Origin of the sequence: Brevibacterium sp. K11IcPPYGO002 (assembly GCF_050920635.1) — a bacterium.
Classification (GTDB): domain Bacteria; phylum Actinomycetota; class Actinomycetes; order Actinomycetales; family Brevibacteriaceae; genus Brevibacterium.
Genome location: NZ_CP131929.1, coordinates 3,861,302 through 3,880,114, shown reverse-complemented (window position 1 = coordinate 3,880,114; position 18,813 = coordinate 3,861,302). Strand labels below are relative to the sequence as shown.

Here is an 18,813-nt window from a genome sequence, read left to right as displayed (position 1 = left end):
GCCGCCCGCGTCGGGCCGTTCTCATCTGCTTAGACGGCCATGACCATGGTGAGAATCCGACGCCGCAGCGAGGATGACGCAGCTGAGCCTGCCCTGATGCGGAGCTGAGACCGATGGGCTCATCTGTCGGCACCCTTCAGGGGTCGTTCACCTTGTCCGGGCACAATGGTCTTCCGTGACTCCCAAACGCTTCTTCACCTTCTTCGCCATCGCCGAGACCGTGACCTGGACTCTGCTGCTGATCGGCATGTTCCTCAAATACGTCACCCACACCACCGAGGTGGGGGTGCGGATCGGCGGAGGCATCCACGGCTTCATCTTCATCTGCTTCGTCATCGCCGTCATCGGCGTCGGCACCTCGCAGCAGTGGAGCAAGCGTCGTATCGCCACTGGCCTCGGGTCGGCGATCATTCCCTATGCCACGATTCCCTTCGAACGCTCGGTGGAGAAGACCGGGTCGCTCGAAGGCGACTGGGGACTGGGCCGCAACGGCCGCACCCCGCAGACCTGGTTCGAGAAGCTCACCTCCTGGTGCATTCGTTTCCCGAGGGCGGCCATCGGAATCGGCATCATCTTCGTCATCGCAGTCTTCTCGGGTCTGCTCATCGCCGGACCACCCTGGGAATGGGGCAAGTGAACTTGAACACCGCCTCGGTGGGGTGAGGGCGGGCTTTCGCCGCGCGATCAACGGTCGGGGTGGGCCGCCTCGGCGAGGGGCGGCAGCTGCGGATCTGGACGGACGGCGGGCGTGAAGAGCCGCCTCGGCGGACATCCTCCCTGTCCTGTGTCCGTGGCCTCGCATAGGATGAATGGGACGGGCCGGAAAACGGCCGCCCAACCGCGATGAAAGGCCCACCGATGGACCTGCTCTTCGGCGTCGGAGGAATCGGCATCCTCGTCGTCATCATTCTCATTGCCCTGCTCGTGATCCTCAGGTCCTACAAGATCGCCTCACCGTCCGAGGCGCTCATCATCACCGGCCGGAACGCTTCGGGGTCGTCCGGCACCGGTCGCATCGTCATCGGCGGTCGCTCGGTCGTCTATCCGATCGTGCAGAAGGCGTTCATCCTGTCGCTGTCCTCGCGGCAGATCTCCGTCGAGATCGACGGCATCTCCATCAACGGCATCGCCCTGCGTCTGCGTGGAGTCGCCCAGGTCAAGGTCGGCGGCACCGAGGATGATGTGCGCAAGGCCGCGCAGCGCTTCCTCGACCAGCAGGATCAGATCGACCACTACTCGAAGGAGATCCTCTCGGGTACCCTGCGCGCCGTGGTCGGCACGCTCACCGTCGAGCAGATCATCCAGGATCGCGCTTCCTTCGCCGCGCAGGTGCAGGAGGAGTCCGCGCACTCGATGAACAATCAGGGCCTCATCATCGACACGTTCCAGATCTCGGCGGTCGAGGACGAGGGCAGCTACCTGCGCGACTGGGGCCGACCGCAGGCCGCCGAGGTGGCGAAGAACGCCGCCATCGCCGAGGCGAACGCCGGCCGTGCTTCGGCTGTCGAGCAGGCGCAGCAGAACGAGGAGACCCAGAAGCAGCAGGCGCTGACCGACCAGGCCATCGCCGAACAGCAGCAGCAGCTGGCTCTGCGGCGGGCCGCGCTGAAGGAAGAAGCCGATCAGCGTCAGGCGACGGCCGACAATGCGGGCCCGCTGGCCGCGGCAGCCGAGAAGCAGAAGCTGCTGGAGAAAGACCGGATCGTGGCGAAGGAGGCCGCGGAACTGCGTGCCGAACAGCTCGATGCCGAGGTGCGCCGACCCGCCGACGCCGAACGCTACCGGCAGCAGGCCGCGGCCGATGCCCGTGCGTACGAGATCGAAGCGCAGGGCCGAGCCGAGGCCGCCGCCGAACTGCACCGCCGCTCGAAGGACGCCGAGGCGATCCGACTCGAGGGTGAAGCCGAAGCCGATGCGATTCGTGCCCGCGGTGAGGCCGAAGCCGAGGCGCTGCGGGCCCAGGCCGAGGCCTACAAGCAGTTCAACGATGCGGCAGTGCTGTCGAAGGTGCTCGAAGTGCTGCCCTCGGTCGCCGGGGAGCTGGTGGCGCCGTATGCGAACATCAAGGACCTCTCCATCGTGTCCACCGATGGCGAATCGAAGCTCGCGAACTCCGTGTCGAACAACCTCTCGCAGGTCCTTGAGGTCGTGCGCGGAACGACCGGTGTCGACCTCACCGACCTCGTGGCCAAGGCGAAGGGCTCCGGCGAGGCTGGTTCGAGTGGTGCTGGGTCGGACGGGTCCGGAAAGTCGGAAGGACTTGGTGGGTCCGGCGGATCCGACAGCGGGGGACCGGACGGAGCCTCTGCCGCGGATGCGAGTACAGGCGAGGTCGTCGACGGGGTCGTGGCAGACGGCGCGGCCTCCGGGCCGCGATCGAACCGTCCCGGCTTCGACCCGAAGGCCTTCCTCGACGACAGCGGGGTCGATCTCGACCGGATCGGCGACGAGGTGAAGAAGGCCACCGGCTTCGATGTCCAGGCCTATATCGACGAGGCGAAGCGCCGCCTCGACGAGGGCGGTTCAAGCGCGGCGGGGACCGGTCAGGCCGGGGCCGGCTCGGGCGAAGCCTCGCCCGGCGGCGACGGACCCGGTGACGATCAGGGCACCGACGATCAGGGCACCCGCGGTCAGGACGACGACGGACCGGACACTCAGAGCTGACAGCAGCGGGTGCCGGGGCGCCCGCATCACGCAGACAGCGGCCGCCGAGGACTTCCTCGGCGGCCGTTTCGTGCATGGAGCGCGACGGTGCCGACTGGCCGGGCGGTGATGTGTCCCGCGGGTGGATCCACCTCGATTTCCCGAACGATTTCGTGGTGGATCCACCAGCAGGAGACGCAACCGGATTCTGGTGTGCTCCGATTCTTCGTCGGGGCCGATCAGATGCATAAATAAATGTGCATATGTTAATGTGTTGAGTCGAGGAGGTATCTATGGCTCATGATCATGCGCATGGTTCAGGTTCACGGCGGCAGCTGAGGATCGTCTTCGGCATCGTCGCGACGATCTTCGTCTTCCAGCTCATCGGGTCCGTCGTCACGGGCAGCCTGGCGCTGCTCATCGACACCGGCCACAATGCCGTCGATCTCATCGGCATCGGGATCGCACTCTTCGCGGCGAGTCTGGTCAGCAAACCGACAGGCGGACAGAAGACCTGGGGTTTCCGTCGGGCAGAAGTGCTCGCAGCCGGGGCCCAGGCAACACTGCTGCTGGGGCTCGGCGTCTACAGCCTCATCGAAGGCATCCGGCGATTCTTCGTCCCGCCGGAGGTGCCCGGGCCGGGCCTGCTGCTCTTCGGCGCCATCGGTCTCGTCGGCAATCTCGTCTCCATCGTCATCCTCAGCTCATCGAAGGAAGACTCCCTCAATCTCAAGGCGGCGTTCCTCGAGGTCATCGCCGACGCGCTCGGCTCCGTGGCTGTGATTCTCGCAGCTCTGGCGATCTGGCTCTTCGGGTGGGAGCGCGCCGACGCGGTGGCTGCCCTGGTCATCGCGGCGCTCATCGTCCCGCGGGCGTTCGCCATCCTGCGCGAGACCGGGTCGATCCTGCTCGAAGAGGCACCGAAGGAGCTCGATCTGGACAAGGTCCGCGAGCATCTCGAGGCGGTCGAGCATGTGCAGGAAGTCCACGACCTCCACATCACCCGCATCGACTCGAACTTGCCGGTGCTCACCGCTCATGTCGTTCTCGCCGATGAATGCTTCTATGACGGGCATGCTCCGCGTATCCTCAAGGCTCTGCAGGAGTGCCTGACGGAACACCACAAGATCGCGATCGAACACTCGACGTTCCAGTTCGACCGGGCGAAGGACGCTGCCGAGGAGACCCACATCCACGACTGAGGCGGCCCGCCCATCATCGGTCGGTGGCCGGTGAGGGGAGGACCGCCTCGGCGGGATTCGGATCACTTCGCGGGCAGGATCTCCACTGATTCGGTGCGGAAGCGGTCGAGCTTGGCCGGGTCGATGGAGACGCCGAAGCCGACGCCGGTGGGCACATCGACCTTGCCGTCGTACATGACGATCTCCTCGGTGATGTCCTCATGGAAGAAGCGGTTCGAGCCGGAGATGTCGCCGGGCAGGGTGAAGCCCGGCAGCGATGCCAGCGCCGCATTCGCCGCCCTCCCCAGGCCGGTTTCGACCATTCCGCCGTGCCACACGGCGACGCCGTGGGCGGCGGCGAGATCGTGGATCTTCTTCGCCTCGATGAACCCGCCGACTCGTCCGGGTTTGATGTTGATCACCGAGGTGGCTCCCAACATGATCGCGTCCGCGGCCGCCTCAGCGGAGACGATCGACTCATCAAGGCACATCGGGGTGTCCATGAGCTTCGCGAGCTCCGCATGCTGGCGGATATCGGCTTCGCCGAGGGGCTGTTCGATGAGGAGCAGCCCATATTCGTCGAGGCGCCGCAGATGAGCAGCGTCGACGAGGGTGTAGGCGGCGTTGGCATCGACCTGGAATCCGAAGTCGTCGCCGAAGGCCTTGCGCACCGCGGCCACGGGGGCGATGTCCTTGCCGGGTTTGATCTTCAGCTTGATCCGGGCGTACCCCTCGTCGAGGTAGTCGCCGATGACCTTGACGGTCTCCTCGACGGAATCCTGGATGCCCACCGATACGCCCGAGGGAACCGTATCGACGACTCCGCCCAAGTAGTCCTTGAACGACTGGTCGTTGAGCTTCAGCTGAGCTTCGATGACGGCCATCTCGAGTGCGGACTTCGCCATCGGGTGGCCGATGACATGGCGGAGATGCCACCCGACGGTCTCCGCGGTGAGGTCCTCGACGTCGAAGAGCAGCGGTGCCAGCCAGCGGCGGGTGACGTCGATGCCGGCGGCCACGTATTCGGAGGAGTAGAGCGGGGAGATCATCGCGACGGACTCACCCCACCCGGTGATCTCGCCCTTCGGAGTGTCGAACACCGCCTCGACGAGGTAGCAGTCCTTCTCCGTCTCCCGCATGAACGAGGTCTCGAACGGGGTGACGAGAGGAATTGAGACTTGGTGGAGAGTGACTGACTTGAGCTTCATGTGCCGGGCTCCTGCTTCGCAACGGGGCGGATGGGTCTTCGCTTCCACCTTATGCCAGCGGTCCGCAATGAGGAGGCGAGTATCGCGATTCAGGTCGGGAAGGACTCTGGAGCCTCATTGCAATACCTCCGGGAAAGAAACCCTGGAGCGGCGGTCCGGGGATTGATAATGTGAACAAAAGTCTTCCTGTCAGCAAGGGGGCCACCGTCGTGAACGACCACCTGCGCACTCTCACCGCACGCAGACAGTCCTGGTTCGGCCTCAAGCTGCCGGTCAAAACCGCCCTCGCTCAACCGGCGTTCCACCCGCTGCTGCGAACGATCGCGCCCCGGATCAGAGGGCTGAAGATCGGTCGCCTCCCAGCGCCCATCGAACTCACCGAGGTGCGCGGACGAGCCGGCGGAGCGGAATTCATCCTCGTCGAGCCCTTCCGCTGCGAAATCGCCAAGGAGTTCTACTGGGGCAAAGGCCGCCGCACCGAACCCGAAGACGCGTTCGCCCTCGATCTCATGGTCGCGCTCAGTGCGGATGCGGACGTCTTCCTCGACATCGGTGCCTACACCGGGGTCTTCACCATGGCCGTCCTCGCGGCGAACGAGAATGTGCGCGCCCACCTCTTCGAGATCATCCCGGCTGTCGTCGCCGGCGCGGAGAAGAACATCGACCGCAACGGCTTCAACACCCGCGTGACCGTCCACCCGACCGGTGTCGGCAGTCCCGACACCTGGATGAAGGTGCCCATCGGGGACGGGGGATCGGCGCTGCCGTCGTTCTACTCCTCGGACATGCACTTCGACTCCGACGCCGAGGTGCGCTTCACCTCCCTCGACGCCCTCCTGCCCGAGGTGCTGGCCGAAGTGCCGGACCGAGACACGCAGTCGCAGCCAGGGGAGGGCTTCCCCGACGGTTCAGTACGGGGCGAGACGCCGCGTGTGACGGTGAAGATCGACGTCGAAGGCGGGGAGAACGACGTCCTCGCCCACGGGCGGGAATTCCTCTCGACCTTCCGTCCGGACATTCTGTGCGAAGTCCTCTTCGACCGCGCGAAGCCACGAGAAGTAATGAGCCACCTCGGCGAGCACGGCTACCACTACTATCTCGTCGGCGAAGACCGACTGTACGCACGGACGGTGATCCGGCCCGATGCGCTCCTGCGCGACTGGCTGTTCACGCTGAAGTCACCGGATCAGATGCGCGCCAGCGGCTACCCGGTCGACTAGCCGCCGAGCGCGACCGCGGTGTGCGCGACCGCGGTAACCGCCGGCCGCGACCACGGTGTGCGCGATCGCGGTTACCACTGGCCGAACCGCGGTGTGCGCGACCACGGTTACCGCCGGCCGAACCGCGGCTACCACTGGTTAAGTCGGCGCAGATTGCACATTTTCGGCTCGAATCCGGCAATCTGGCCCCACTTAACTGCGGAGAGGGCGGCCCCCGGCGCACTGTCGGCAGCGGGACTGGTCGGCGGCAGCGAAAGGCAACCGATCCGCCTCAGCCCTGCAGCTGATCGGCGATGAGGGCGGCCAGCAGAGCGGTGCGCGGGGCGATCTCGTCGATGACGGCGTGTTCGTGTTCGGCATGCGCCCCATCACCGACGGCGCCCAGACCGTCGAGGGTGGCGATGCCGTCACCGGCGGTGAAGTTCCCGTCCGAGGCTCCGCCCACCGACACTCCCTGCGGCGCGGGCAGCCCGAGTTCGCCCGCAAGGGCCGTCGCCCGGTCGAAGAGCGCAGCCGACTGCTCCCGTTCGAACGGAGGCCGGTTGATCCCGCCGAGCACCTCCGTCGTCGAGCCCTCCACCTGCGGCTTCGCAGCCAACTCACGGATCTGCACATCCACGCGTTCGAGCTCGGCCGCCGTCCGGGCGCGCACATCGATGTCCACCCGGGCTTCGGCCGGCACAGTGTTCGACGTCGTCCCCGCGCTGATCACGGTCGGCACCACCGTCGTCCCCGCCTCGGCATCGGCGAGACCCGCCACCAAAGGCAGGGTCAGGGCCAGGGCCATGCCTGCGTTGATGCCCTTCTCCGGTTCGAGGCCGGCGTGCGAGGCTCTGCCGGTGAACTTCAGCACGTAGTTGCTCGTGCCCTTGCGCTCGAGTTTGAGCGCGCCGCCGGCGCTCGCCTCCATGACGAACACGGCCTTCGCCTCGGCCGCCTCGGCGCGAATGAGATCCGAGGAGGTCAGCGACGCGATCTCCTCGTCACCGGTGACGAGGATCGACAGACCGTCCAGTCCGCCCGCGCCGAGGTGGTCGGCCACGATCGCGGTCGCGTGCACGCTCATGATCGCCCCGGTGAGCATGTCGAAGCTGCCGGGACCGCGCAGGATGCCGTCCTCGGTGGAGAAGGGGAGACGTTCGAGCGTGCCGTGCGGCCACACCGTGTCCTGATGGTTGAGCAGGACGACGCGGGCGGGGCCGGTGCCGAAGCGCAGGCGCACGTGGGTGGTGCCGTCGACGTCGAGCAGCTCCGCCTCGGCGCCGAGGCGGTCCCCCAGGAGCGCGGCGAAGTCCCGAGCGCCTGCGGCCACGGCCGCCTTGTCGTGGGAGGGGGTCTCGAGGGAGATGACCCGTTCGATGTCGGCGAGCATGTCGGGCAGGCGTCGCTTCGCCTGTTCGACGAAGTCAGCGGGCTGGGGCGACGGCGATGTGGTGGAAGTCATGGTGCGAGTCTACGGAAGGCCGGTTGCCGTCTCCCGCGGTGTCCGGATGGTGCGATCGATGCATGACCAGTGACGGCACCAGATGTGTGCCTGGATGCGGGACGGAGATCACCGCGCACAAACCCAGCCGTCTGTGGTTTGCTTGTCCTATGGGTGAGGCAGTCAGCTCGAAGCGGTACACGCCGGAAGAACGCACACTGTATCGAGAGAAGCTCGCAGAGAATCTCGAGCTCTTCGATACCTACCTTCGCCATGCGGATTTCAAATCGGCGGGCACGATCGGGCTCGAACTCGAGCTCAACCTCGTCGGCGACGGCAATCAGCCGAGCCTGCGGAACAAGGAAGTGCTCGCCCGACTCGATGACGAGTACCAATCCGAGATCGGCGCGTTCAACCTCGAACTCAACCACCCGGTGCTTCAGGTCGCGGGCCGTGGGCTCAAAACACTTGAAGCCGGTGTCGCCCACCGCCTGGAGAAAGCGCAGAAGGCCGCCGAGGAGGACGGACTCAAGGCGGTGTCGATCGGTACCCTGCCGTCCCTGACCACCGAGTTCCTCACCGACGAGAAGTGGATGACCGAGGAGAACCGGTACGAGGCGCTGAGCAACTCGGTCATCGACGCCCGTGGCGAGTACGTCCGCATCGAACTCGGTCGCGAAGAGCGGTACAAGGCGGAGTTCGCCGATATCGCTCCGGAGTCCTCCTGCACGTCGATGCAGCTGCACCTGCAGGTGGCGCCGAACCGGTTCGCCGATGCGTGGAACGCCTCGCAGGCGATCGCCGGGGCGCAGGTCGCGATGGCGGCGAACTCGCCGCTGTTCGTCGGCCGCAAGCTGTGGCACGAATCCCGGATCCCGATCTTCGCGCAGTCCATCGACACCCGCACACCCGAACTGGTCAACCAGGGTGTGCGACCCCGCGTATGGTTCGGCGAACGATGGATCACCAGCGTCTTCGACCTCTTCGAGGAGAACGTCCGCTACTTCCCGCCGCTGCTGCCGGAGATCAAGGACTTCGTCGAATTCCGTGCCGCCGACGCTCCGAAGCTCTTCGAACTCAATCTGCACAACGGCACCGTGTGGCGGTGGAACCGGCCCATCTACAACTCCGGTGACGGCGGCGCCCATATCCGTGTCGAGAACCGGCTGCTGCCGGCCGGCCCGACCCCGGTCGACATGGTTGCCGATGCGGCCTTCTACTACGGACTGGCCGAGTTCCTCGTCGGTGAGAACCGTCCCGTGTGGTCGCGGATGTCGTTCGCCGAGGCGGAGGAGAACTTCAACGCCTGTGCCAAGGACGGGATCGAGGCGCGCGTGACGTGGCCGAAGATCGGGCGCATCGGCGTGGCCGACCTCGTCACCGATGTGCTTGCGCCTCAGGCCAGGCGCGGACTGGCGCGACTGAACATCGATAAGGACGTCATCGACGAATACATGTCCATCATCGAGGGCCGCGCCGAGCGCCGCATCAACGGTGCGACCTGGCAGCTGAAAGCCCTCGAGAGCCTCGCTCCCGGAAGCCGACAGGACTCACCCGAACGCGTTGAGGGCATCACGGCGATGATGGACGCCTATGTGGCGAACCAGGCGACCGGCAAGCCCGTCCATACGTGGGAGATCCCCACTCGCTGATGGCCGTTCGGCACCAAATGCAGGTCACTATCGGATACTCAGCGCCAAAACTAGGTCGCTATCGGATACTTCGCCACGCAGAAAGTATCCGATAGCGACCTATTCTCGGGCTCAGGCGACGGGCCTCAGAGGCGTTCGACCTCGACGAAGACGACGTCGGCGCTGCCTCCGGGATTCGAGACCTCGTGCTCGGACCCTGCCGGGCGTGTGTAGGAGACTCCGGCCTCGAGTTCGGCACGGATCTCGGTGCCATCCGAATTGCGCACGAGCATCGTGTCCGTGACCATCGGCACCACGACGTACTCATACTCATGTTTGTGCATCGGGATGACGCCGTCGGGCCGGATCGTCCACTTGGTCACCCGGAATACGCCGTTGTCGAGCTGGACCTCGCCGGTCGAACCGGTGTCTGCTGCATTGTCTGCGGTCATGGTGATCTCCTTCGATGCGCGAACGGCCTGCGGCGGAAGCCGGGACGAACCTGACGCCTTCACTGTATCGCTCGCACCGCTCCGTCTGGGCATCTCACGGGCGCACACCGCCACCTGCCCTCACGGCGAGAGGGCTCGACGCAGCCCGAGCCACCCGGGCTAGCATGAGTGATATGCGATACCCACTTGCTGACATCGACGACGTCGACGATGACATCCGCACCCAGATCCTCGAGGTCGCCGAGAAGTCGGGCTTCGTGCCCAACGTCTTCCTCGCCCTGGCCCGCCGACCGGACGAATTCCGCGCCTTCTTCGCCTACTATGACGCGCTCATGGAGAAGGAGACGGGGAACCTGACCAAGGCCGATCGGGAGATGATCGTCGTGGCCACCTCGGCGATCAATCACTGTCTCTACTGCGTCGTCGCGCACGGGGCGATGCTGCGGATCTTCCAGAAGGACGCGCTCATCGCCGATGTCGTCGCCACGAACTACCGCCAGGCTGATATCAGCCCACGTCAGATGGCTATGCTCGACTTCGCCGTGAAGGTCTGCGAAGAGCCGTGGGCCGTAGGAGACGCCGACCACCAGAGGCTTGCCGACCACGGATTCGACGCCGAAGACGCCTGGGACATCGCCGCGATCACCGGCTTCTTCGGGCTGTCCAACCGCATGGCCCATATCTCCGAAATGCTCCCGAACCCGGAGTTCTACACCCTCGGCCGCCTCCCGCGTGAGAAGAAGTGAACCGATGACCTCATCCACCCCCACCGAGGCGGACCTCACCACCCGTGCCTCCGCCGTTTCCGGCCCGGCCGCCTCCGCCAAAACCATCCCGGCCGCCTCCGCCCGTTCCGGGCTCGTCAAGCCCTTCGCAGCGATGGGCATCGTCGCCACCGTCGGTCAGATGCAGCGGTCCGGCCGCGACACCATCGCCATGTGCCTGGGCGAACCGACCCAGGGCGCGCCCAGCCCAGTGCTCACCCGCGCTGCCGAAGTCATGAACGACGGTACGGGACTCGGATACTCGCCGATCTTCGGCATCCCCGAACTGCGCGAGGCCATCGCCTCCCACTACCGCGACTGGTACGGACTCGACATCGCGCCCGACCGCATCGCCGTGACGACCGGGTCGTCGGGAGCGTTCCAGACGACGTTCCTCACCTGCTTCGACGTCGGCGACCGGGTGGCTCTGGCCCGGCCCGGGTACGGCGCGTACAAGAACATCCTCGCTGCATTGGGCTGCGAGGTCGTCGAACTCGACTGCGGTGCCGACGAAGGGTTCCAGCCCACCGTCGACCTCTTGGCCGCCGCCCATGCGAAGGCCCCGCTCAAGGGGCTCATGCTCGCCTCACCCGCGAACCCGACGGGCACGATGATCGGCCCCGAGGCACTCGGGCAGATCGTCGACTGGTGCCGAGACAACGGGGTGCAGGTGATCTCCGATGAGATCTACCACGGCATCAGCTACATCGGCACCCGCGGCGAATGCGCACTCGCCCACGACGACACTGCCATCGTCATCTCCTCGTTCTCCAAATACTGGGGCATGACCGGGTGGCGCCTCGGCTGGGCGATCCTGCCCGAAGCGCTCGTCGCCCCGGCCCAGAACGTCACGGGAAATCTCTCCCTGTGCGCCCCGGTTCCGGCACAGTACGCGGCGGTTGCGGCCTTCGCCGATGAGTCCTATGCCGAATGCGAAGCGGCCGTGGCCTCATTCGCCGGGGCCCGCGAGCATGTGCTGAACGCCGCTGCCGACCTCGGCTTCGGCGAGATGGCCCCACCCGACGGCGCCTTCTACATGTACGCCCGCGTCGATGACATCCTCGACCGCGCGGGTCTGGCCACCTCCGGCCAGTGGTGTGAGCAGGTTCTCGAGGCCACCGGCGTTGCGCTCGCCCCCGGTGACGATTTCGACTCCGTCGACGGATCCAGGTCGGTGCGCCTGTCGCTGGCCGTCGGAGCGGACCGGACGGCCGAAGCCATCGACCGCATCCTCGACTTCATGGGATGAGCCCTGAATGTCGTGAGATGAGTCCCGCCATGGTGGACCGATGAGCGCCGAGGATGTGCGAGCGGGCGGGCCGCCTCCGCCCCCGAAGGCCCTGCCGGTGCTCGGCGTCATCCTCGCGGCCGTTCTGCTCGGGTCGGCCGGGCTCTTCGTCATCCTCGCCGAGGCGACCGCCCCCACTGCCGCTTTCCTGCGGTGTTGGATCGCGGTCGTTGTGCTCGCTCCGTTGGCGGTGCTCGAGCTGCGTCGGCACGGACGGTTTCCGCCGAAGGCGATCCTCATCGCCGCGGTCTCCGGTGCCGCGCTCGGCATCGACTATGTGCTGTGGGCCCAGAGCGTGCTCGACGCCGGTCTGGGTGTGTCCACGGTCCTCATCAGTGTCCAAGTCATCGTGTTCCCGGCACTGGTGTGGGCGTTCGGCGGTTCCCGGCCGGGCTGGCTGTTCATCGGCTGCGTGCCCATCATGATCGTCGGCATGCTGCTGACCGGAGGAGTGTTCGGTGCTGATGAGACGGCGGCGAATCCGACGCGGGGAGCGATCTTCGGGGTGCTGTCCGGTGTGCTCTACGGCGTGTACATCTTCGGCATCCACCACAGTCGGAAGGTCGCCGGAGACTTCGTCGTCGCCCCGGTCCAGGTGGGCACGATCGCCGCCGGTGTGATGACCGCCGTGGCCGGGCTGACTCTCGGCGGACTCGACTTCGACCTCGGCTGGGCCGGTTGGGGTTGGATGATCGCCCTGGCCGTCTGCGGTCAGGCGCTGTCGTGGGTGCTGCTGAGCATCTCCAGCCCGCTGGTGCCGGTGCCGATGACCGCAGCGCTCATGCTGCTGCAGCCGCTGTCGGCGGTGGTGCTCGGATCCCTCATCGCCGGGGAACGGCTGCAGGCGGGACAGTGGATCGGTGCCGTGCTCGTGGCCCTCATCGTATGGATCGTCGGTGGGGGACCGGAGGCCCTGACACGTCGTCGACGTCGGTAGCGCAGAGCCGTCGGACTCGAACCGGTGTCGCGGGCCGCGTCGGCGAGCCGGGGAACGGTGGGCCGCCTCGGCGAGGGAATCGCTGCGGAAGCAGCGCTCCGGGCGGAACTCAGTGCTCGTGGGCCTCGATCGTGTGGGCGATGGCGTCGACGATGATGTGGGCGACGTGGTCGTCCTTGAGCGAATAGTAGGCTTCGCGGCCGATCCGATTGACGCCGACGAGGTGGAGCCCGCGGAGGAACTTCAAGTGCTGGGACACCAGCGGCTGGGACAGTCCGGTCGCCTCGACGATGTGCGTGACCGTGGCCTCGCCGTGGGTGAGGACGAGCAGCATCTTCAGTCGGGAGGGTGTGGCGAGTGCCTTGAAGAGGTCGGCGGTCTCGGTGATGGCTTCGAGATGGTCCTCGGGATTGAGCAGGAGCTGCTCGACCTCGTCATTGACGGGAACGGAATCGGGAATGGAAGCCATGAGTGCAGATTACCGGACAACCGGGCGTGGTCATGCGATATCGGGCACCGTGAGGCAGCCGCGGCCGCCTCGGCTTCGGCCCCGGACTGCCGGCGCGTCAGTCGAGGGCTTCGACGTCGGCCTGAGTGCCGAGGAGGTCATCGGCCAAGGATTCCCACTGCCCATAGGCGTCGGGGAGAGCTGAGCGCTGCACGGACTGTGCCGCCTCGGTCGGTGACATCGCATCCCAACCGTCGATCTGGTTGAGACCGGGGTTCTCGACCTCGGGGTTGATCCCGTAGAAGGCTTTCGTCGCGTAGATGGGATCGGTGAGCTGATGGGGTTCGCCCCATCCCTGGGAGGGGCGCTGCTGGAACAGGCCCACCGAATCACGGTCGCCGGAATCCAGATTGCGCAGCGAGGACTCCTGCAAGGCCGTCATGAGGGCGATGCGGATCGCGTGGTCATCGAAGTCGCCGCCGCGGCCGACGCCGATGATGAGCCGAGCATTGTCGATCTGCTGCTGACTGAGCTGGTTGACCGAAGCCATCTGCATCTGCCTGATCTTCGTGGAACCGAACGAAATGGGGGAATTGAGGATGATGACGGCGCCCACGACCAGTGCCATCACTGCAGCCCCGAGCCCGATGAGGGCACCAGTGAGCACGGACCGGCGGCCCTTGCGAGATGAGGTCAGACGAGGCATGAATATAACGATAATGCAACAAACTTAAGGACGCATGAGACCATGCCGAGGTTTTTGTCACAGGAAGGTCACGGCCGAGTGGCGGTGAGGGTGCGAGCGGAGCCGAGCGTGGACTCGTCTCGGATGGCTCCGCACAGCTTAGGCTTGAACCATGGTGAGAATCGTTCGGCGCAGCAACCGCCCACCTCTGATGACCTGCCTCATCGTGGTCTTCTCCTTCGTCGCCGTCGGCATCCTGACCATTGCCGGCATCCTCGTCGCCGTCATCTTCCTCTCTGCGGAATCATCGTCGACGGGCTCATCGCCGACCTCGGACTCCTCGTCGATCGGATCCTTATCCTCCGCTTCCGACTCGGACGGCGGCCCCGGTCCGAGCACCACTGCTCCAGTCAGCGGAGGCTGGTCGAGCGGAGGCTGAGACTCCGCGCTGAGGATGAGAAGGAAGCGAGTCCAGCCTCCTTGACCTTGACACGATGTCAGGGTCTTCACTGGGTGACAAGGAGGTGGAGACCATGACACATCCACTGGGGCGTCACCAGGCTCGCGGACCGGAACCCCCGACCGAGGCTGACCAACAGACCGGCGGCGACGTTCGGAACGACACCGGAAACCTTCGGGACGGCACCGGCGACCCCATGATCGACGCGCTGAGTGCGTCGAACCCACAGCAGCGCCTGCAGGCGGCGATGGCCATCGGCACACGGGCCGAACCCTGTGACCTCGACGTGCTCATCGCCCGGTGCCGCATCGAACCGGACTTCTTCGTCCGCGACATGCTCACCTGGGCGCTCACGCGGCTGCCCGCCGACGACACCGTTCCCCGCCTCATCGCTGAACTCGACTCGCCGCTGCCGCAGGCGATCAGCCAATCCCTGCACACCCTGTCGAAGATCGGTGACGTCCGCGCCTGGCCGGCCATGGACCCGGCCCGGATCGGCACCGCCCTCATCGCCCATGCCGACACCGAGGTGGCCCGCAGTGCGTGGAGAGCCGCCGTTGCCCTTGTCCCGGGTGACAATCGCGCAGAACTGGCATCCGCCCTGATGTCGCAGTTGGGACGCGGTGAAGTCGAGATGCAGAAGAGCCTCAGCCGAGCGATCGTGGCCCTCGGTGAGGATCTCGTGTCAGTGGTCGATGAGAGGCTACATGCAGAGGACGACACAGTGCGGGCTCACGCCATGGCGACCCGGGACATGTTCGATGACCCGGATGCCGGCTTCGCCCACGCCTTGGACGCAGCCAAGCGGGTGGTCGCACTGGGGTCCGAGACCACGGTCTAGATCGGCGCAGGGAAGGTTCGATCGTGCGTGTGCCGACGGGTGGGGCAAGCCCGCCGGCACACGGCCGAGGTCTCGGATCCCTTCCTTCAGGGCGCTGTTCCAGCACCTGCGCGAAGTCCGCCTGCGGCCGTTGAGCGACGTCCGAAAGGTCCCAGGCATCGAAGAACTTCGGAACACTGCACCCGGAGGGCCACTATTGCGGCATAGAGTGGCTGACAGCGGAGAAGAGGTGGCAATGCTCATCGGCGAAGTGGCCCGGCGCTCCGGTGTGAGCGCACGCATGCTGCGCCACTACGAATCATTGGGCCTCGTCTTGCCCAGCCAGCGGACGCCTGGCGGCTACCGGGAGTACTCCGATGCCGACATCGGGCGCATCTTCCACATCGAAGGTCTGCGCAAACTCGGGATGTCTCTGACCGAAGTCAGTCGGGTGCTGTCCGAGCCGGACTTCGACCCCGGCACAGTGCTCGGGGACCTCATCGACCAGGCACGTGAGCGGATCGCGGCCGAGCAGCGTCTGCTCGACCACCTCCAGTCCGTCGCTCGGCTCGGTCGAGCCGACGGCGAGTCTCTCCTGTACACCATCGATCTCATGCGCTCTCTCGAATCCGGCGATGTCATCCAACGGCACAAGGCCGCACTCGGCAGCGGAGTCGACGGAGGAATGCCGATCGAGGCCCTTTCGCAGGCGGTCCTGCAGGAGACCGTGCTCAACGCGGCTGGGGCCATGCGGTGGGCACTTGCCCAAGCCGGCGCCGAGGCCGTGCCCCATGTGGTCGTCGGAATGGACGACGCATCGGCCCAAGTGCGTCGCAATGCACTGATCGCCCTCGACGAGATCCGCAGAACCACACCGGATGAGAAACTCGACTCACGCTCGACATCGATGATCCGTCAGGCACTGGACAAGGGACTCGACGATGTCGACTCTGATATCCGCAGCATCGCCGCGCTCACCCTCGGCCGCTCAGGTGACGAGAAGGCCGTGCCCGTGCTGCTCGACATGGCGATGAACGGACCGAGGGACATCGAGGCGGCCGAGACCCTCGGCTTCATCGTCGACGCGACCGGGCCGAGGGCCGATATGAGCGAACGGATAATGACCGAACTGCACCGGCACGCGGACTCCAGCGACACGACGGCACGATTCAGGGTGCTCCAAGTCCTTCTCGAGATCCCCGGCGAGCACAGTGATGACTTCATCACCGAACTCAGCAATGACGACAGTCCGGAACTCGCGGCCACCGCACGTGCTGCACTCAGACGCCGCCGGGAACAGCCGCCCCGCACAGGGCGAACTTGACCGACTCCGGCCGGGCCGCCTCGGTGAGGTCCGACTCGCAGGGAGGGGCGAGCGTGATCGTTTTCGGTCGGGCCGCCTCGGCGGAGGACGGCGGGAATCCGCAGTACGGACGCTGGAAGAGGTTGGCTAAACTGACGCCCATGACTTCGGGCGGGACGACGGACGGAACGGACGCGGCGGTCGGGCAGAAGCGGCGGCTGAGGCAGCCGTTCGTCTATCGGCGACACCACTTCACGCCCACCGGGGTGCTCGACTACCTGTTCTTCCTGTTCGCCGGCGCGGCCTCGACTTGGCTGGCGCTGCTCATCCTGCTCAAGGGATTCAGCCTCGGCTGGTGGCAGGTGCTCACGCTGCTCGTGTTCTGGGGAGTCGTGTCCTATCTGGCTCTGCCCAGGCTGCACCGCATCCTGTCCCAGATCTATGTGCCGAACTACTTCATCGGCCGCACTCGCACCTCCGACGGTCTGCTCGGCGATCCGGTCAACCTCGCCTGGCGTGGTGAGGAGGCGCAGATCCACCATGCGATGCGCGAAGCAGGATGGATCCTTGCCGACAGCATCACTCCCGCGTCGACGTGGGAGATCATCCGCTCGACGGTGACGAAGCGCAGCTACCCGCAGGCGCCGGTGTCCCCGCTGCTGCTGTTCGGCCGCCGTCAGGACTTCGCCTACCAGCAGGAAGTCGACGGCGACCCGGGCCAACGTCACCATGTGCGGTTCTGGAAATGCCCGCACGGATGGCTGCTGCCCGGCGGGCACCAGGCCGATTGGCTGGCCGCGGGAACCTACGACAAAGCCGTCGGCATCTCCCTGTTCACCCTCCAGTTCACCCACAAGATCGAAGAGAACACCGACGTCGAACGCGACCACATCGTCGACACGGTCGCCGGTGCCAACGACGTGATCGCGGTCGATAGGATCAAGGACTTCTCCACCGGATACCACTCCCGCAACGGCGGCGGCGATGCGATCATCACCGACGGGCACCTGCCGATCGTCGACGTCACCGAGGTGGTCGCCGACGAAGCCGATCATCCCGAACGCTTGGAGCTGGCTCTCGACGCCACCCGCATCTACTCCGATTCACACAGCGTGTCCGAAGTGACGAAGACGCTGTGGCGGCAGCGCCCCCTGCAGACCGTCGTCGGGGCCGCCCTTGTGCTCGTTCTGCTGCTCTTCCAGGCGTGGGATGTGATCAGCATGCTCCTCGACTGGAACGGGCTGCGATCCGAAGTCGTCGACTACAGCTCGGACATCGCGGCAGTCAGCGACGACACGGCCACACGCATCGTCGCGGGATTCCTCGTCGGTCTCAGCCTCCTCATCGGGTGTCTGCAGGTCATCGCCTCGACGTCGGTGTTCCGCGGCAGCAACCGAGCGAGGCTGTGGATCCTCACGCTCTCGACGATCTCCGTGATCGTGTCGATGACGAACTACTTCACCGGAGACCGCGACCTGGCGACGAACATGTATGCTCTGACGACCATCGCCATGCAGGTGGCGGTGCTGCTGGCGCTGTCGAGCGACTCCTCCCGGATGTTCACCCGCTTCAGCACGGCAGCCCTGCGTGCCGAACGACAGGACCGCGCCCTCGAGGACTGAGGTGGCGGGTTCCCACCCGCGAGGAACGGGGCGGCGGGTTCCCGCCCGCAGGGCCCTGGGCGGCGGGTCCGTGTATTCTGACCGTGTCCGATTCACCCCGCACGTCCACTCGACGCCGAGGCTGGACCACACACGAAGGCAGGACTCTATGACCGACCAGACCCCTGATGCTTCCGTCTTCGATTCGATCGATCCGGCTCTCAAGGTCGTCACTGCCGAGATCGAGATCTCAGCTGCCGCCGAGGCGGTCTTCGAACTCATCGCCGACCCGCAGAGACAGCCGGAATGGGACGGAAACGACAATCTCGGCTCGGCCCTCGAGGGCCAGCGAGTGCGCGGGACCGGCGGTTCCTTCATCACGACCCTGACCAAGGGCGTGGAACGCGAGAACCACATCGTCGACTTCGCCGAGGGCAGGCTCATCGCCTGGAAGCCCTCTGAGGTCGGCGGAGAGCCCTTCGGGCAGAAGTGGGTGTGGGAGATCGAACCGACCGGGGACGACTCGGTCCTGGTCCGTCACACCTATGACTGGACCGAGCTGCGCGATCCGAAGCGCCTGTCGCGCGCACAGTCGACGACGACGGCGAATCTGCTCGCCTCCCTCAAACGACTCAAGCAGCTCGCTGAGGGCTGAGATCCGGCGCCTGGCAGACAGCCGCGTCCGAGGTCTGACTGCTCACCGCATCCGAGTGCCCGTCCTGCCGGGACAGCAGTCCGGTCAGAACAGA

18 protein-coding genes are annotated in these 18,813 nt (G+C 66.0%); 13 read left to right on the top strand and 5 right to left on the bottom strand.

Going from position 1 to position 18,813, the window contains the following annotated elements; all coding sequences use genetic code 11:
- The first annotated feature begins 175 nt into the window (after positions 1-175).
- The 3 genes from QYM46_RS17745 (at position 176) to QYM46_RS17735 (ending at position 3,845) form a co-directional block, all read left to right on the top strand.
- Entirely contained in the window at positions 176-637 is a 462-nt protein-coding gene (locus QYM46_RS17745; RefSeq protein ID WP_432790028.1) for a DUF3817 domain-containing protein, read from the top strand.
- A 221-nt stretch (positions 638-858) separates the two neighbouring features.
- Complete coding sequence (locus QYM46_RS17740; protein WP_432790027.1) at positions 859-2,664, top strand: flotillin family protein; 1,806 nt, start codon at positions 859-861, stop codon at positions 2,662-2,664.
- Positions 2,665-2,936: 272 nt separating this feature from the next.
- Positions 2,937-3,845 (top strand): cation diffusion facilitator family transporter, encoded by a 909-nt coding sequence (locus QYM46_RS17735; protein ID WP_432790026.1) that lies wholly within the window; start codon positions 2,937-2,939, stop codon positions 3,843-3,845.
- Between the two features lie 62 nt (positions 3,846-3,907).
- Here QYM46_RS17735 and menC read toward each other — a convergent pair whose 3' ends face one another.
- On the bottom strand, positions 3,908-5,032 hold the full coding sequence (gene menC / locus QYM46_RS17730; protein WP_432790025.1) for an o-succinylbenzoate synthase: 1,125 nt from the start codon (positions 5,030-5,032) through the stop codon (positions 3,908-3,910).
- Positions 5,033-5,241: 209 nt separating this feature from the next.
- Between menC and QYM46_RS17725 the strand changes: the two genes are divergently transcribed.
- Positions 5,242-6,252 (top strand): FkbM family methyltransferase, encoded by a 1,011-nt coding sequence (locus tag QYM46_RS17725; protein WP_432790024.1) that lies wholly within the window; start codon positions 5,242-5,244, stop codon positions 6,250-6,252.
- A 271-nt stretch (positions 6,253-6,523) separates the two neighbouring features.
- Here the strand turns inward: QYM46_RS17725 and QYM46_RS17720 are convergent, their stop codons facing one another.
- Positions 6,524-7,696, bottom strand: coding sequence for a M20 family metallopeptidase (locus QYM46_RS17720; RefSeq protein ID WP_432790023.1), 1,173 nt, complete (start codon positions 7,694-7,696; stop codon positions 6,524-6,526).
- Positions 7,697-7,845: 149 nt separating this feature from the next.
- On the opposite strand from QYM46_RS17720, the gene QYM46_RS17715 reads away from it, so the two are divergent.
- A complete protein-coding gene (locus QYM46_RS17715; protein WP_432790022.1) occupies positions 7,846-9,327 on the top strand; it encodes a glutamate--cysteine ligase in 1,482 nt (493 codons plus the stop codon).
- 125 nt (positions 9,328-9,452) lie between these two features.
- Here QYM46_RS17715 and QYM46_RS17710 read toward each other — a convergent pair whose 3' ends face one another.
- Positions 9,453-9,758 (bottom strand): cupin, encoded by a 306-nt coding sequence (locus QYM46_RS17710; RefSeq protein WP_025777100.1) that lies wholly within the window; start codon positions 9,756-9,758, stop codon positions 9,453-9,455.
- A gap of 173 nt (positions 9,759-9,931) precedes the next feature.
- Between QYM46_RS17710 and QYM46_RS17705 the strand changes: the two genes are divergently transcribed.
- The 3 genes from QYM46_RS17705 to QYM46_RS17695 all read left to right on the top strand — a co-directional run bounded on the left by QYM46_RS17705 (position 9,932) and on the right by QYM46_RS17695 (position 12,747).
- On the top strand, positions 9,932-10,504 hold the full coding sequence (locus QYM46_RS17705; RefSeq protein ID WP_432790021.1) for a peroxidase-related enzyme: 573 nt from the start codon (positions 9,932-9,934) through the stop codon (positions 10,502-10,504).
- A 133-nt stretch (positions 10,505-10,637) separates the two neighbouring features.
- Positions 10,638-11,771 carry a pyridoxal phosphate-dependent aminotransferase gene (locus tag QYM46_RS17700; protein ID WP_432791761.1) on the top strand — a complete coding sequence of 378 codons (1,134 nt, stop codon included), beginning with the start codon at positions 10,638-10,640 and terminating at the stop codon, positions 11,769-11,771.
- 40 nt (positions 11,772-11,811) lie between these two features.
- Complete coding sequence (locus QYM46_RS17695; protein WP_432790020.1) at positions 11,812-12,747, top strand: DMT family transporter; 936 nt, start codon at positions 11,812-11,814, stop codon at positions 12,745-12,747.
- Between the two features lie 109 nt (positions 12,748-12,856).
- On the opposite strand, the gene QYM46_RS17690 is transcribed toward QYM46_RS17695, so the two are convergent.
- The gene (locus tag QYM46_RS17690; protein WP_025777104.1) at positions 12,857-13,216 is read right to left on the bottom strand and encodes an ArsR/SmtB family transcription factor; all 360 of its coding nucleotides are present in this window, start codon (positions 13,214-13,216) and stop codon (positions 12,857-12,859) included.
- 97 nt (positions 13,217-13,313) lie between these two features.
- Positions 13,314-13,901, bottom strand: coding sequence for a peptidoglycan-binding protein (locus QYM46_RS17685; protein ID WP_432790019.1), 588 nt, complete (start codon positions 13,899-13,901; stop codon positions 13,314-13,316).
- Between the two features lie 151 nt (positions 13,902-14,052).
- On the opposite strand from QYM46_RS17685, the gene QYM46_RS17680 reads away from it, so the two are divergent.
- The 5 genes from QYM46_RS17680 to QYM46_RS17660 all read left to right on the top strand — a co-directional run bounded on the left by QYM46_RS17680 (position 14,053) and on the right by QYM46_RS17660 (position 18,719).
- Positions 14,053-14,319, top strand: coding sequence for a hypothetical protein (locus QYM46_RS17680; RefSeq protein WP_432790018.1), 267 nt, complete (start codon positions 14,053-14,055; stop codon positions 14,317-14,319).
- A 94-nt stretch (positions 14,320-14,413) separates the two neighbouring features.
- Positions 14,414-15,181, top strand: a complete 768-nt coding sequence (locus QYM46_RS17675) for a HEAT repeat domain-containing protein (RefSeq protein WP_432790017.1) — start codon at positions 14,414-14,416, stop codon at positions 15,179-15,181.
- A gap of 208 nt (positions 15,182-15,389) precedes the next feature.
- Complete coding sequence (locus QYM46_RS17670; RefSeq protein ID WP_432790016.1) at positions 15,390-16,484, top strand: MerR family transcriptional regulator; 1,095 nt, start codon at positions 15,390-15,392, stop codon at positions 16,482-16,484.
- Between the two features lie 140 nt (positions 16,485-16,624).
- Entirely contained in the window at positions 16,625-18,085 is a 1,461-nt protein-coding gene (locus QYM46_RS17665; RefSeq protein ID WP_432790015.1) for an LssY C-terminal domain-containing protein, read from the top strand.
- A gap of 148 nt (positions 18,086-18,233) precedes the next feature.
- Complete coding sequence (locus QYM46_RS17660) at positions 18,234-18,719, top strand: SRPBCC family protein (protein WP_432790014.1); 486 nt, start codon at positions 18,234-18,236, stop codon at positions 18,717-18,719.
- The last annotated feature ends 94 nt before the right edge of the window (positions 18,720-18,813 follow it).

Bases quoted from the DNA above. Each gene is read 5' to 3' on its own strand.
- QYM46_RS17740 (WP_432790027.1), top strand. From the start codon at position 859: ATGGACCTGCTCTTCGGCGTCGGAGGAATCGGCATCCTCGTCGTCATC.
- QYM46_RS17715 (WP_432790022.1), top strand. From the start codon at position 7,846: ATGGGTGAGGCAGTCAGCTCGAAGCGGTACACGCCGGAAGAACGCACA.
- QYM46_RS17735 (WP_432790026.1), top strand. From the start codon at position 2,937: ATGGCTCATGATCATGCGCATGGTTCAGGTTCACGGCGGCAGCTGAGG.
- QYM46_RS17710 (WP_025777100.1), bottom strand. From the start codon at position 9,758: ATGACCGCAGACAATGCAGCAGACACCGGTTCGACCGGCGAGGTCCAG.
- QYM46_RS17690 (WP_025777104.1), bottom strand. From the start codon at position 13,216: ATGGCTTCCATTCCCGATTCCGTTCCCGTCAATGACGAGGTCGAGCAG.
- QYM46_RS17675 (WP_432790017.1), top strand. From the start codon at position 14,414: ATGACACATCCACTGGGGCGTCACCAGGCTCGCGGACCGGAACCCCCG.
- menC (WP_432790025.1), bottom strand. From the start codon at position 5,032: ATGAAGCTCAAGTCAGTCACTCTCCACCAAGTCTCAATTCCTCTCGTC.
- QYM46_RS17665 (WP_432790015.1), top strand. From the start codon at position 16,625: ATGACTTCGGGCGGGACGACGGACGGAACGGACGCGGCGGTCGGGCAG.
- QYM46_RS17660 (WP_432790014.1), top strand. From the start codon at position 18,234: ATGACCGACCAGACCCCTGATGCTTCCGTCTTCGATTCGATCGATCCG.
- QYM46_RS17705 (WP_432790021.1), top strand. From the start codon at position 9,932: ATGCGATACCCACTTGCTGACATCGACGACGTCGACGATGACATCCGC.
- QYM46_RS17695 (WP_432790020.1), top strand. From the start codon at position 11,812: ATGAGCGCCGAGGATGTGCGAGCGGGCGGGCCGCCTCCGCCCCCGAAG.
- QYM46_RS17685 (WP_432790019.1), bottom strand. From the start codon at position 13,901: ATGCCTCGTCTGACCTCATCTCGCAAGGGCCGCCGGTCCGTGCTCACT.
- QYM46_RS17680 (WP_432790018.1), top strand. From the start codon at position 14,053: ATGGTGAGAATCGTTCGGCGCAGCAACCGCCCACCTCTGATGACCTGC.
- QYM46_RS17700 (WP_432791761.1), top strand. From the start codon at position 10,638: ATGGGCATCGTCGCCACCGTCGGTCAGATGCAGCGGTCCGGCCGCGAC.
- QYM46_RS17720 (WP_432790023.1), bottom strand. From the start codon at position 7,696: ATGACTTCCACCACATCGCCGTCGCCCCAGCCCGCTGACTTCGTCGAA.